The organism is Lentzea sp. NEAU-D7 (assembly GCF_026242055.1).
Taxonomy (GTDB): Bacteria; Actinomycetota; Actinomycetes; order Mycobacteriales; family Pseudonocardiaceae; genus Lentzea.
In genome coordinates this window covers 19,686-33,231 of record NZ_JAPJDL010000040.1, presented here as the reverse complement: position 1 = coordinate 33,231, position 13,546 = coordinate 19,686, and the positions used below count along the sequence as shown (strand labels likewise).

Sequence of the window (13,546 nt, the reverse complement as noted above, 5' to 3'; positions counted from 1 at the left end):
TCGATGTCGCAGCGGGAACCCGAGCTACGCCGGGAACTGTTCGGACGTACCGGTGGCACCGACGTCCACCGGTACGTCCTGGCGTGGCCGGGTGGCCTCACCGTGCGGGTGCTGGACTACGGCGGTGTGATCCAGTCGCTGGAGGCACCGGACCGCCACGGCGTTCCCGCCAACGTCGTCCTCGGGTTCTCCTCGCTCGACGACTACGTCGCGAACAACCAGCCCGGCGCGGCCAGGGTGTTCTTCGGCGCCGTGATCGGCCGGTACGCCAACCGGATCGCCCGCGGCGCCTTCACCCTCGACGACGTCCAGCACCGGCTCCCGCTCAACAACGGGCCGAACAGCCTGCACGGCGGGCCGGCGGGCTTCGACACGCGGGTGTGGTCCGCGACCGAGCTGCACGAGACGGACAGCGTGGGCGTGCGGCTCGAACTGGTGAGCCCGCACGGGGACGGCGGCTTCCCCGGAACGGTGGAGGCGCAGGTGACGTACCGGCTGGACCGGCACAACCGCCTGAGCATCACCTACCGCGCGACGACGGACGCGCCCACCGTCCTCAACATGACCAACCACACCTACTGGAACCTGGCCGGGGAAGGCAGCGGCGACGTGCACCGCCAGTCGCTCATGCTCAACGCGAGCCGGTACTGCGCCGTCGACGAGACGCTGATCCCGGTGGGGGCGCCCGTGCCGGTCGAGGCGACGCCGTTCGACTTCCGGCTGCCGACCGCGATCGGCTCCCGCATCCGCGCGGCCCACCCCCAGCTGCGCATCGCGGGAGGCTACGACCACAACTGGGTGCTGGACTCGTCCGGCGCGACCTTCGCCGCGCAGGCCTGCGACCCCGCCTCCGGGCGCCTGCTGACCCTGTGGACCAGCGAGCCCGGCCTGCAGTTCTACTCGGGCAACTTCCTGACCGGGGACCTGGTCGGCACCAGCGGCCGCCCGTACGGACCCGGCACCGGCTTCGCCCTGGAGGCGCAGCACTTCCCGGACTCGCCGAACCGCCCGGACTTCCCCAGCACGGTGCTGCGGCCCGGCGACGTCTACCACCAGGAGACGGTCTTCCAACTGTCCACTGCGGACTGACTCAGGCAGCGTGACTGCACGTGGGACAGCTGCACTCGGCACACGTGCAGTTGGCGCACGAGTCGGCGCACCCGTCGCACGCGCACTGGGCGTGGTTGCAGGTCGGGCAGTCGCATTCCGAGCAGTCGCACTGCGCGCAGGAGTCCGTGCAGTGCGCGCACCTGCACTTGTCGCACTCGTCGTAGTGCACACCGCGATCCGTCACGTGTTCGCGGTGCAGGTGTCCGTCGTGCAGGTAGTCCACGTGGTCGCGGTGCACGAGGGCGTCGTGCCCGCACCCGGGACCGTGGGTGTGGCGGTGCAGTTCCGCGGGAGCGTGCTCGACAGTCGTCATAGGACAGATGCTCATATGCGCAGACGACCATGACAAACGCAGGAGCAGCTGATCACCCGTCTGGGTGACGGGACAGCGCGACGTGGTGCGTGCGGAAAAGCATTGCGCAGCAAGCACTTTCGATTCGACGGGCGATTCGACACCACGTGAACTTCCCGACGGGCTGTCTCGTTCAAGCGGTTGCCCACGCACCGCTCACGAAAGGGCACCTGTCGTGACAGCCGTGTTCGAGGAATCCGCCCTGTTCGGCCTGTCCCCCGCCGACCGCGAACTGTTCCAGGTGTTCGGCGCCGGTCCCGTCCGGACCCCTCCGTCCGACCACGTCCACCACGCCTTCGAGACGCACGCGACGCGTCACCCGCACCTGACCGCCGTGGAACACCTCGGCGAGTCCCTGACCTACGCGGAGCTCGACGCCAGAGCCACCCTGCTCGCCGAGCTGCTGGTCCGCGGCGGCGTCCGCCCCGGCGACCACGTGGGCCTGTTCCTGACGCGGTCGATCTCCATGGTGGTGGGCGTCCTGGCGGTGCTCAAGGCGGGGGCGGCCTACGTGCCGCAGGACGTGCGCATCACGCCCGAGGCCCACCTGCGGCACATCGTCCGGGCCGCGCACGTCGACGTCGTGCTCACGACGACCGCCGACGCACCGTCGCTGCCCCCGCACCTGGCCACGATCATCACGATCGACACCCTGCCCGACGCCGGCGCGTACTGCCGCACCTTCACGGCGGAGTCGGACATCGCCGCCGTCATCTTCACCTCCGGCACCACCGGGCGGCCCAACGGCGTGCGGGTCTCGCACGCCAACCTGTGCAACGTCCTGCTCACCGCGCCCGGCTCCCTGGGCGTCGGACCGGGGACCAGGGTGTCCCAGCTGCTCAACATCGCCTTCGACATGGCGATGTGGGAGATCCTCGGCACGCTCGCGAACGGCGGCACGCTCGTGATCCGGGGCGACGACCTCGCGCGGACGGCGAGCACGGTCGACGTCGTGATCGCCACGCCCAGCGTGCTGGCGACGCTGGATCCCGAAGCGTGCCGGCGGGTGCACACCGTCGCGGTCGCCGGCGAGCGCTGCCCGCAGGCCCTCGCCGACGTGTGGGCCCGCCGCGTGGCCTTCTACAACGCGTGCGGTCCCACCGAGGTCACCATCGTCAACACCGTGCACCGCTACGAACCGGGCGGCGGGCCGCTCACCATCGGCAGGCCGGTGCCGAACACGACCGTGTACGTGCTCGACGACGACCTGCTGCCGTGCCCCATCGGCGCTGTCGGTGAGATGTGGGCCGGTGGCGCCTGCGTGACGGCGGGGTACCTGGGCGACCTCGACCTCACGGCCGAGCGGTACCGCCCGGATCCGTTCCTCGGCGGCGACCACGTCATGTTCCGGACACGCGACCTCGGAAGGTGGACACGGGAAGGCCGGCTCGAGCACCGCGGCCGCACCGACGACCAGGTCAAGGTGCGCGGATTCCGCGTCGAGCTCGACGCGGTCACCGCGGCGCTGGAGCGCGCGGAGGACTGCGACCGCGCCACGACCGTGGTGCACGACGGGAAGCTCGTCGGGTTCATCAGCCCCGCCACTGCGGCGCCGGAGCGGGCGCGGCGGGCGGTCTCGCAACGGCTGCCGTACTACTGCGTGCCGACGTTGATCGTCCCCGTCGACGCGCTGCCGACGACCGATCGCGGCAAGATCGACCGGCGCGCGTTGCTGTCCCACGTGGACGGACTGCGGCGGGAGCCCGTGGCATGACGGTGCACGAGGTCGTCCTGCCACCGGCGGAGCGTTCGCTCCGCGCGGTCCTGCGCCGGCGCCCCTTCACCCACCACAACCGGCTCGCGGCGGCCGTCGTGCTCGCCAACCTGGTCTGCGCGGTCGCCGGGGACTGGCGGGGCGAGCGGGACGTGCTGACCGCGCTCGTGGTCGCCAACGTGACGCTCGCCGCGCTGGTCCGGCAGCAGCTGGTGATCAACCTGCTGTTCCGGCTGGCCACCAGCGCGCCGAAGCACTGGCCGCTGCGCGTGCGGTGGACGCTGGGCAAGGTCTACCACTTCGGCGGCCTGCACGTCGGTGCCGCCCTCTGCGCCGTGGCCTGGTTCCTGCCACTCGCCGTCACCGCGCGCGGCACGCTGCCGACCGCGCTGAGCTGGACGATCTTCGCCCTGCTCGGCGTGATGACGGTGCTCGCGCTCCCCCGGCTCCGCGCGCGCCACCACGACCTCTTCGAGCGGTCGCACCGGTTCGGCGGCTGGACGGTGCTCGTGCTGTTCGCGGTGCTGGCCGCGGTCTCGAACCCCGTGTTCCTCTGGCCGCTCGCCGTCGTGGCGGTCAGCGTCGCGCTGCCGTGGCTGCGGCTGCGGCGCGTGCCGGTGCGGATCGTCAGCCCGTCCCCGCACGTCGCGCTCGTGTCGTTCGACCACGGCGTCACCCCGTTCGCGGGTTCCTCGACAGCGGTGAGCCGCAGCCCGTTGCTCGAATGGCACTCGTTCGCGAACGTCCCCGCTCCGGGACGCTCCGGTTTCCGGCTCACCATCTCCCGCGCCGGTGACTGGACGGCGAAGCTCATCGCCGACCAGCCGAGCCACCTGTGGGTGAAGGGGATCCCGACCGCGGGCGTCGGCAACATCGACAAGCTGTTCCACCGCGTCGTGTGGGTGGCCACCGGCAGCGGCATCGGCCCCTGCCTGCCCCACCTGCTCGCCCGCACGGCACCCGCCGCGCTGGTGTGGTCGACCCGCGACCCGCGCCGCACCTACGGGGACGCGCTGGTCGACGAGATCCTCGGCGCGCAGCCCGGCGCCGTCGTCTGGGACACCGCCGGTCAGGGCAAGCCGGACCTCGTCGCCCTCGCGCACGACGCGTGCCGGCGCTTCGACGCGGAAGCGGTCATCTGCATCTCGAACGAACAGACCACCTGGCACGTCGTCGAAGAGCTGGAGGCCAGGGGAATCCCCGCCTACGGCGCGATCTGGGACTCGTGAGGAGACCACTGTGGACTACCAGAACCTCGTGCTCGACGAGCAGGGCGGCGTGCTGACGGTGACCGTGCACCGGCCGCACGCCCGCAACGCCCTGTCCCAGCGGACCCTCACCGAGCTGCGCCACCTGCTCTCGACCCTCTCGGGTCCTCGCGCGGTGCTGCTCACGGGATCCGAGGGACCCGCGTTCATCGCCGGCGCCGACATCCGCGAGATGGCCGCCATGACCGCCGAGGAGGGCGAGGCGTTCGGCGCGCTGGGCCAGGAGGTGACGTGCCTGCTGGAACGGCTCCCCGTCCCCGTCGTGGCCTGCGTCGACGGGTACGCGCTCGGCGGCGGCTGCGAGATGGCGCTGGCGTGCGACTTCGTCTACGCCACCCGCAAGGCCGTCTTCGGACAGCCGGAGGTGCTCCTGGGACTCATCCCCGGTTTCGGGGGCTGCGTCCGGTTGTTCCGGCGGGTCGGGGTGGCGCGGGCCCGCGAGATGATCTACTCCGGCCGGCGGGTGGACGCGGCGGAGGCGCACCGCACCGGGCTGGTGAACCAGGTCTTCGACACCCGCGAGGAGATGTTCACCGCCGCACGGCTGGTGCTCGCGGACATCGCCGCCAACTCCCCAGCCGCCGTCACCGCGTGCAAGGCGGTGATCAACGCCGCGGACGGCCTGCCCGTCGGCCCGGGGCTGCACGCCGAGCTGGAGGCGTTCCGGCACACCTTCACCACCGACGACATGCGTGAGGGCACAGCGGCGTTCCTGGGCAAGCGCTCCCCGGTGTTCCGCACGTAGGCGGGGTGCGCCATCAACGACGACCACATCGCCCTGTTGCGCGCGCTGCACGACGGTCACGCCGCCGCCCTGTGGCGGTACGCCCTGCGGCTGACCGGCGACGAGCAACTCGCCGAGGACATCGTCCAGGAGGCCCTGCTGCGCGCCTGGCGCCATCCCGAGGTCCTGGAGCAGGGTTCGTCGGCGTCCAAGGCGTGGCTCTACGCCGTGGCGCGCAACTGCGCCATCGACGAGAGGCGCAGCGCCCGCGCCCGGTGGGAGGTCGAGTCGGAGAGCCTGCCCGAGCGTTCGCGGGCCGACCACACCGACTCCACGCTCGACGCCTGGCTCGTCGCCGACGCGCTGTCCACGCTCAAGCCGGAGCACCGGCTGGTGATCGTGCGGGCCTACTACCGGGGTGAGTCCATCGCGGAGCTCGCCGAGGCGCTGGAGGTGCCGCAGGGCACCGTGAAGTCGCGGCTGCACTACGGCCTGCGGGCGCTGAGGCTCGCGCTGCAGGAGAACGGGGTCACGGGGCGGTGAGCACACCGGATCCGTTCCGGGAGTGGGACGGCGCCTACGTCCTGGGCTCGTTGTCGACCGCGGAGCGGCTCGCCTACGAGGAGCACCTCGCGCAGTGCGCCTCGTGCGAGCGCGAGGTCTGCGGGCTGGCGGGGATCACGGGCCTGCTGTCCCGTGTGCCGGAGGCGTGGGCCGTCCAGTCGCTGGGCACCGATCCGGAGGTGCCCGCCACCGTCCTGCCGCGGCTCGTCCGGGCCGTGCGGCGGCGACGGCGCGTGGTCACGGCGGCGACGGTTCTCGTCGCCGCCGTGACCGGTGCGGTGCTCGGTGTGCTGTTCTGCTGTTACCTCTGACCTGTCAGGGAGTGGACAGCTCGAAGCGCTGCACCCCGACCGAGCCGCCGAGCGCCTGCGTGGCGTGGTTGAAGATGCCGAACCGGTAGCCCATGAAGAACTGCCACTCGTTCTTCAGCGTGAAGCCGCTGCCCAGCGACGTGAAGTTCACACCGTCCGTGCTGTAGGAGAACCGGGCCTGCCTTCCGCTGCCCGGACGGATGTCGGCGTTGGCGCGCAACCAGATCCGGGTGCCGGTGAGGTTCGCGCTCGCGACCTCGGTGCCGGTTCCGGTCGTGTTCCAGCTGCTGTCCATGGTCAGGCCGTTGACCATCACCACGCGGTTGCGGCCGTTGTCGCGCTTGACCCCGATCCACGCCGAGGAGTCGCGCAGCATCGCCAGTCCGGTGCGGTCACCGTCGCGCATCGAGGCGAGGTCGAGCGTGACGGTGGCCGTGGACGTCGGCCCCTGTATTCGGTGGGTGAGGGTGTTGCGGGCGTTGTACAGGTCGTTGGTGACGGTCGCCGTGGACAGCCTGAGCCCGTTGTTGACGCTGTACTTCGTGGTGTCCGGGTTGTGGTTCCACTCCCACTGCGGCCCGAGTCTCGTGCCGTCGAAGGTGTCCACCCCGGTCATGGGTTTGACCTGGCGCGGTGGCGGGGGCAGGTTCGGCATCGGGTAGTTCGCGCCCCAGCCGCCGTTGACGGTGGTGATGCGCGGCCAGCCGTCGGAGGTCCAGGTGATCGGCGCGAGCACCGGCACCCGGCCGCCGGGGTAGGCGTCCACGAAGGCCATGTAGTACCAGTCGCCGTTCTGCGTCTGCACCATGCCGCCCTGGTGCGGGACTCCCCCGCCCGGGATCGGCGTGGGCATGTTCAGCAACACCTGCTGGACGGTGTACGGGCCCCACGGGCTCGACGACTTGAGCACGTACTGGCCGTTCGCCGGCCTGGTCAGCCAGATGTAGTAGCTGCCGTTGCGCTTGTAGAACCGCGCACCTTCCAGGGTGCCGATGTTGGACGGCGTCTGGAACACCTGTTGCGACCGCACCTCCGACTTCCCGTCCGGCGACAGCTGCGCGACGCTGATCGTGGTGTTGCCGTACGCCACGTACATCGTGTCGTTGTCGTCGACCAGCATTCCCGCGTCGTAGTAGCACTTGTTGATCGTCGACAGCTTCGACCACTGCCCGTCCACGGCCGGGGCGGTGTAGATGTGGGTCTGGGCGAAGTCGACGCACCCGCCCCAGTAGAAGGTGTTGTTGCTCTTGCGGTGGTTGAGGAACGACGCCCAGATGCCGCGCACGTACGCCCTGCTGCCGTTGAGGTCGTACTTGGCGCCGAAGTCCAGGCGTGGCACCGAGTGCCCGGCGAACTCCCAGTTCACGAGGTCGTAGGAACGCAGGATCGGCGCCCCCGGCGAGTAGTGCATGGTCGACGCCGAGTAGTAGTACGCGTCACCCACGCGGATGATGTCGATGTCCGCGAAGTCCTGCCACAGCACCGGGTTGCTGAACGAGGCCGGCCGGGGTGTCGTCGTGGTCGTCGTTGTCGTTGTCGTGGTGGTGGTGGTCGGGTCCGTGCCGCCGCCGTTGCAGGTGGTTCCGTTGAGGCGGAACGACACCGGGTCGGGGTTGGCGGCACCGGACGTACCGTTGAACCCGAACTCGACCTTGCCGCCCGTCGGCACGGACCCGTTGTAGGTGGCGTTGCGCGCGCTGACCTCGCCGCCGCTCTGCGTGATCACGGCGTTCCAGTGCTGCCCGACCTGCTGGCCGGAGGCGTACGCCCACTCGAGCGTCCAGCCGGTGATCGCGTCCCCGGTGTTGGTGATGGACACGGACGCGCCGAAGCCGCCCTGCCACTCGGAGGTCTTGGTGTAGGTGACCGAACAGCCGGGAGCGGCCTGGGCGGTCGTGCTCGCGGCGAGGCCCGCGGCCACGAGCGTGAGGGCGGACACCGCCGCCGCGACGGGAGCCCACCTCATGATCGTGACCACCTCTGGTTGGTCTGGCCGTTGCAGGTCCACAGCACCAGCTTCGAGCCGTTGCCGGTCGCGGCCCGTTCGACGTCGAGGCACAGGCCGGCGTTCGTGTTGCGGACCGTGCCGTCGGAGCCCAGCGTCCAGCGCTGGTTCGTCTGGCCGTTGCACTGCCAGACGATGACCCTCGTGCCGTTGGCGGTGCCCTGGTCGTACGCGTCGAGGCACTTGTCGCCGAACACGCGGATCTCGCCGTTCGCCCAGGACGTCCACCGCTGGGAGGCCGGCGTGAGGCAGTCCTGGATCACGACCGCGGCCCCGGCCGCCGTGGACTGGTTCTCGACGTCGAGGCAGCGGTTCGAGCCGGCTCCGCGCAACCGCGAGGTGGTGTTCTGCAGCGGACTGCCGCCGGTCACCCGGAACGCGGTCACGCCGTGCGCCGGAACGGAGGCGGAGATCGCGCCCGAGGTGCTGGACGTGCCGCCGGTCCAGAGGTCGGTCAGCGTGAAGCTCCCTCCGGACAGGCCGATCTGGGCGGCCGTGGTGGCGATGGTGGCGGTGCCGCCGCCGCGGTTGAACAAGCCGACGGCCACTGAGCCGTCCGAGAGCGGTTTGGCGAACACCTCGGTGGCGCCGTCGTCGCGCACCCGGCGCCCGCCCGCGCCGAGGCCGTCCTGGTTCACGGTGATCAGGCGCTGGTTGCGCAGGATCGCGCTGACGTCGGCGGACATGGTGCGGATGTCGTTGCCCGCCATGAGGGGCGCCGCCATCAGCGCCCACAGCGTGAAGTGCGACCGCGACTCGGTGAGCGTGAGACCGGGGCGTCCGACGACGAGCATGTCCGGGTCGTTCCAGTGGCCGGGACCGGACTGCACGGCGAGCGGGGCGGTGATGTCGACGACGTTGCCCACGCCCATCGGGTAGCTGTTGGTGTTGCCGTTCTGCCAGATGTCCAGCAGGTCCTCGGTGGTGCGCCACAGGTCGGCGACCTCGCTCCAGTCGTACCGGTCACCGGTGGGAGCGTGGAAGCTGTTGGAGTTGATGCTGTAGACGATCGGGCGGCCGGTGGCGCGCAGGGCGTCGCGCATGATCGTGAACCGGGCGATCTGCTCGTCGCGGGTGCCGGCACCCGAGCACCAGTCGTACTTCAGGTAGTCCACGCCCCAGGACGCGAAGATCCGCGCGTCCTGGACCTCGTGGCCCTTGCTGCCTGTCGAACCGGGGTGCGCGCCGGTGCCCTGCGCGCACGTCTTCTCGTTCGGCGCCTGGTAGATGCCGAACTTGAGGCCGCGGGCGTGGATGTAGTCGCCCAGCGCCTTCATCCCGCTCGGGAACTTCGACGGGTGCGCCCGCAGGTTGCCGGCGGAGTCGCGCTGCGGGTCGAACCAGCAGTCGTCCACGACGACGTACTGGTAGCCGGCGTCGCGCATGCCCGACGACACCATCGCGTCGGCGGCCTGGCGGACCTGGCCCTCGGTGATGCCGCAGCCGAAGCTGTTCCAGCTGTTCCAGCCGAGCGGTGGGGTGAGCGCCGGGCTGCCGGGAGCGGCGGGCGCGGCGGCGGGGTTCGCGGTGACGGTCGCCATCGCCGCCAGCAGGACGGCGGCGAGGTGGGTGAGTTTCCTGGACCAGGAGGGCATCGTTGCCCCTTTCTCGCAGGGGGACGCCGCCGGTGCGCGTGCCCGGCGGCGTCGGTCCTGCACTCAGCAGGTCGAGTTGGTCTGGGTCAGCAGGCCGAGCCGCCAGGGCAGCCGGTTGTACTCACCCCCGGCGTTGGGATCCATGCCCTGGTAGAGGTAGCTGAGCTTGCAGGGACTGATCTCCATCGTCTGGTCGACGTTCGTCCGCACCATCTCGCCGTGGCTGATGTCGCGCGTCCACTGTCCACCCGGGAACGTCACGTTGTTCGCGCGGGCGAACGGGTTCGACTCGCTGTCGGCCAGTGCGGTCCACGGTCCGGTGATGGAGGGCGCGGTCCAGGAGCGGAACCAGCGGCGGCCGTCGGAGCCGATCGCCTCGTGCACGAGGAACCACTGGTTCTTGCCGGCGATCTTGTAGACGTTGGACGCCTCGAACAACCGGTTGCGGTTGCTGTCCTGCATGGCGATCACCGTGTTGGTGAAGCCGTTCGGGAACTGCGCGAGGCTGGTCTCCGACCGGTAGAGGTGACCGTTGTCGTCGGAGGAGAACAGGTAGCACTTCGCGGTGTCGCACACCGTCCAGAAGTCGACCCAGTAGCCGTTGCCGATGTTGTCGCGGATGATCTGCGGCATCCCGCCGGCGTAGAAGTTCTTCGGCGTGGACCACGACGCCGGGTTGGAGATGTCCGTGGTCGTGGAGTACGACGCGTTGTCCCCGGTCTGGTAGACGAGGTACCAGAGGCGTTGCGGCGCGAAGTAGAACACCTGCGGTGCGGCCCGGTACCCGCCTCCGATGCCGGAGCGGTCGAGGTAGTAGTGCGGTGCGGCCGACGCCTGCGACCAGTCGCTGAAACTGGTGTACATCAGGTTGTAGCCGTTGGTGTACGTCGACGCGAACACGTGGTACTTGCCGTTGTGGTAGATGACGCTCGGGTCCTTCACCGCGACGTTCGGGTGCGTGGCGTCCGGCTTCGGGCTGATCAGCACGCCGCTGGAGTTCCAGCGGAAGCTCGACGGCAGGCTGCCCACGGGCGGGTTGCCCGTCGTCGTGGTGGTCGTGGTGGTCGTCGTGGTGGGGCCGACGTCACCGGTGCACAGGGTGCCGTTGAGCGTGAACGCCGTGGGGTTCGGGTTCGTCGACCCGGTGGAGGAACCGTTGAAACCGAACTCGACCCGGCCACCGGTCGGGATCGCCGCGTTGTACGAGACGTTGCGGGCGGTCACCTCGCTCCCCGACTGGGTCACGTCGGCGTTCCAGGCCTGCTTCACCTGCTGGCCCGCGGAGAAGCCCCAGGTGAGCGTCCAGCCGTTGACGGCGTCACCGAGGTTGGTGACGCTGACGTTCGCCGTGAAGCCACCGTCCCACTGCGACGGTGCGGAGTAGGTCACCGAGCAGCCCGGTGCGGCCGCGGCGGGAGGCACCGCCACCGCGGCCAGCGCGGACACCGCGATGAGCGGGACGGCGGCGACGGCCGTGAGCCGGGCTCGGCGTGATGTGAACAATCGTGCGAAGAACATGATCACCCTTCGTCGTCGGAGGGAGCGGAGGAGCTCAGATCACGTGCCGGCGCAGGTAGCGGTGCCGACCGCCGGCGCACCGGAACCGGACGCGAGGAAGCCGAACGTCACCGAGGCGCCGGGGCCGACCGAGCCGTTGTAGGGGGCGTTGGTGACCGTGACCGAGCCGCTGGCGACACCGCCCCAGATCTGGGACACGCTGTGCCCGTTGGGGAGCGTGAACCGGACCGTCCAGCCGGAGAGGGTGGACGCGGTGGGGTTGGCGACGGTGACCTCGGCCTGGAAACCACCGTTCCAGGTGCCCGTGACGCTCGACGTGGCCGTGCAGGTGCCGCCAGGCGCGGGAGGATCACCGATGCTGCCGGGAACCGACGACAGCGCGTTGAACCAGACCGCCGCCATCTTGCTGTAGCCGGCGGCGTTCGGGTGGATGCCGTCGGGGAGGTCGGCGATCGGCACCGCCGGGTACATGTCCACGACGTGCACCCGCTTGCCCGCCGCGGCTTTCGCCCGCAGCATCGGGACGATGGCGGCGTTGTAGCCGCGCACGGTGGAGTCGGCGAAGCGGATCGGGATGATGGTCGAGACGAACACCTCGGCGTTCGGCGCCTGAGCGGTGATCTTGTCCACCAGAGCGGACAGCCTTCGCGGTGCGCCGGCGGGATCGCTGCCGTACATGTCGTTGGTGCCGATGTGCAGCAGGATCGTGCGCGGGGTGTAGGTCCTCAGCCAGTTCACGACGCCCGCGTCGACCTGCGCGATGGTCCAGCCGGGGTGGCCCTCGTGGTTGCGGTCGGGCATGGAGCCCGGCCCGTCCGCGAGCGAGCCCACGAAGTCGACGGAGCGTCCGGCGGCACGCAGCTTGGTGCCGAGGTCGAGGCGGTAACCGCCGATGGAGCCGCCTTGCGTGATGGAGTCGCCCAGCGGCATCACCCGCACAGGGTCGGCGGAGGCGGCCGGATCATCCACAGTGGACTGTTCGGCGAGGGCGGGCGACGCGGCCAGCAGGGTGGCGATCAGCGCACCGCACAGCGCTTTGAGCGGGCTCGGCATGATGAGCCTTTCGACGAGCGGTCAGCGGCGGGGCGGCTTCCAGCAATGTAGAAGACCCCGTCGTGCGGGGTCAAAGCTAAAATGTGAGCGCTAACCTTTAGCAAAACGGTTTGTTCACCCTGGCAAGTCGCAAGCTGGCGCGATCCGCTGTTAACGCGAACAACCGCCGTTCGTCAGCGCGGGCGCGCGACCGAACCGCCCTCGCGCACCGGCATCGGCACCCGGCGGATCAGCGCGGGCCGGGCCCCGCGCCCACGCCGTCCCAGCATCTCCACCAGGACCTCGACCGCCTGCACGCCGAGCTCGTGGTGCGGCAGGGCGACGGTGGTCAGCCGGGGACGCATCCAGGAGGCGACCGGGTGGTCGTCGAACCCGAGCACGGAGACGTCACCCGGCACCGCGAGCCCGGCCTCGCCGAGCGCCTGGTACGCCCCGAACGCCAGGCGGTCGTCGAAGCACACCAGCGCCTTGGGCAGGTGGTGTCGCAGCAGGTCCCTGGTCGCGTCGTACCCGTCCTCCGGTGTCCACGTGGGACAGCGGTGTGCGCTCACCACCTCGACGCCCGCGGCCGCGAACACCTCGCGCATCCCGATGAGGCGCTGCACGGCCGCGATGCTGCGCGGCGGGACGTCGTAGGCACCCGGTCCCGCGCCGATCAGGTGAACGCCGTGGCGGTGCCCCGCCTCGACGAGGAGGCGTGCCGCCGAGCGCCCGCCCTGCACCTCGTCGGACACCACCGACGGAATGGCGGGACCGGCCTCGGCGGTGGCGTTGAGCAGCACGGTGGGCCCGTGGTACAGGCCTTCCGGCACCGTGATCGCCCTCGTGTGCGTCGTGGCGAAGACGATTCCGTCCGCGCGCCGGTCGCGCATCGCCTGGACCAGCGACCGCTCCAGCCCCGGGTCGCCGCCCGTCTCCCCGGCGAACAGCATGAACCCGTGCCGGTAGGCGGCCTCCACCGCGCCCTTCACGACCTCGCCCGCCAGTCCGGACGAGGTGACGGTGTCGAGCACGAACCCGATCGTCCGCGACGGTCCCGGACGGGGCCCGCTCACCAGGGAGGCGCGCCGGTAGCCGAGCTCCTGGGCCGTGGAACGGACCCTCCGCTCGGCGTCCTCGGAGATGCGCAGTTCGCGCGCACGTCCGGTCAGCACGAGCGACGCCGTCGTCACCGACACCCCGCTCGCCGCCGCGACGTCGGCCAGGGTCACGCGAGTTCGTCCCACCGCAGATCCGCCTCCCGTGCCGTACGGGCCCGACCGCGTTCCCGGTCGGATGTTCCACGAAATGGTTGTGGTCACACGCCTTGCGCCGAACGGTCCTGGCGGAGGG

Annotated in this window: 12 protein-coding genes; 7 read left to right on the top strand and 5 right to left on the bottom strand. The window is 70.6% G+C overall.

Annotation, left to right across the window (positions count from 1 at the left end):
* Window positions 1–3: 3 nt before the first annotated feature.
* The 7 genes from ORI60_RS44260 to ORI60_RS44230 all read left to right on the top strand — a co-directional run bounded on the left by ORI60_RS44260 (window position 4) and on the right by ORI60_RS44230 (window position 6,043).
* The gene (locus tag ORI60_RS44260; protein WP_266043982.1) at window positions 4–1,089 is read left to right on the top strand and encodes an aldose epimerase family protein; all 1,086 of its coding nucleotides are present in this window, start codon (window positions 4–6) and stop codon (window positions 1,087–1,089) included.
* A 20-nt stretch (window positions 1,090–1,109) separates the two neighbouring features.
* A complete protein-coding gene (locus ORI60_RS44855) occupies window positions 1,110–1,274 on the top strand; it encodes a hypothetical protein (protein ID WP_416234597.1) in 165 nt (54 codons plus the stop codon).
* 372 nt (window positions 1,275–1,646) lie between these two features.
* Window positions 1,647–3,176: an amino acid adenylation domain-containing protein gene (locus ORI60_RS44250; protein ID WP_266043980.1), complete on the top strand. Its 1,530-nt coding sequence runs from the start codon at window positions 1,647–1,649 to the stop codon at window positions 3,174–3,176.
* Entirely contained in the window at window positions 3,173–4,405 is a 1,233-nt protein-coding gene (locus tag ORI60_RS44245) for a hypothetical protein (protein ID WP_266043979.1), read from the top strand. Before ORI60_RS44250 ends, ORI60_RS44245 begins: the two co-directional genes overlap by 4 nt.
* Window positions 4,406–4,415: 10 nt before the next feature.
* Window positions 4,416–5,189, top strand: coding sequence for an enoyl-CoA hydratase/isomerase family protein (locus ORI60_RS44240; RefSeq protein ID WP_266043978.1), 774 nt, complete (start codon window positions 4,416–4,418; stop codon window positions 5,187–5,189).
* A 12-nt stretch (window positions 5,190–5,201) separates the two neighbouring features.
* Window positions 5,202–5,711, top strand: coding sequence for a sigma-70 family RNA polymerase sigma factor (locus tag ORI60_RS44235; protein ID WP_266044000.1), 510 nt, complete (start codon window positions 5,202–5,204; stop codon window positions 5,709–5,711).
* Window positions 5,708–6,043, top strand: a complete 336-nt coding sequence (locus tag ORI60_RS44230; RefSeq protein WP_266043977.1) for an anti-sigma factor family protein — start codon at window positions 5,708–5,710, stop codon at window positions 6,041–6,043. The genes ORI60_RS44235 and ORI60_RS44230 overlap by 4 nt, the downstream gene beginning before the upstream one ends.
* A 4-nt stretch (window positions 6,044–6,047) precedes the next feature.
* Here ORI60_RS44230 and ORI60_RS44225 read toward each other — a convergent pair whose 3' ends face one another.
* From ORI60_RS44225 to ORI60_RS44205, 5 genes are all read right to left on the bottom strand, one after another.
* Window positions 6,048–8,009, bottom strand: a complete 1,962-nt coding sequence (locus ORI60_RS44225; RefSeq protein WP_266043976.1) for a family 43 glycosylhydrolase — start codon at window positions 8,007–8,009, stop codon at window positions 6,048–6,050.
* Complete coding sequence (locus tag ORI60_RS44220) at window positions 8,006–9,643, bottom strand: glycoside hydrolase family 27 protein (protein ID WP_266043975.1); 1,638 nt, start codon at window positions 9,641–9,643, stop codon at window positions 8,006–8,008. The genes ORI60_RS44225 and ORI60_RS44220 overlap by 4 nt, the downstream gene beginning before the upstream one ends.
* A 63-nt stretch (window positions 9,644–9,706) precedes the next feature.
* The gene (locus tag ORI60_RS44215) at window positions 9,707–11,161 is read right to left on the bottom strand and encodes a non-reducing end alpha-L-arabinofuranosidase family hydrolase (protein ID WP_266043974.1); all 1,455 of its coding nucleotides are present in this window, start codon (window positions 11,159–11,161) and stop codon (window positions 9,707–9,709) included.
* 39 nt (window positions 11,162–11,200) lie between these two features.
* Complete coding sequence (locus ORI60_RS44210; protein WP_266043973.1) at window positions 11,201–12,214, bottom strand: GDSL-type esterase/lipase family protein; 1,014 nt, start codon at window positions 12,212–12,214, stop codon at window positions 11,201–11,203.
* A gap of 173 nt (window positions 12,215–12,387) precedes the next feature.
* The gene (locus ORI60_RS44205) at window positions 12,388–13,425 is read right to left on the bottom strand and encodes a LacI family DNA-binding transcriptional regulator (protein WP_266043972.1); all 1,038 of its coding nucleotides are present in this window, start codon (window positions 13,423–13,425) and stop codon (window positions 12,388–12,390) included.
* Between the last annotated feature and the right edge of the window lie 121 nt (window positions 13,426–13,546).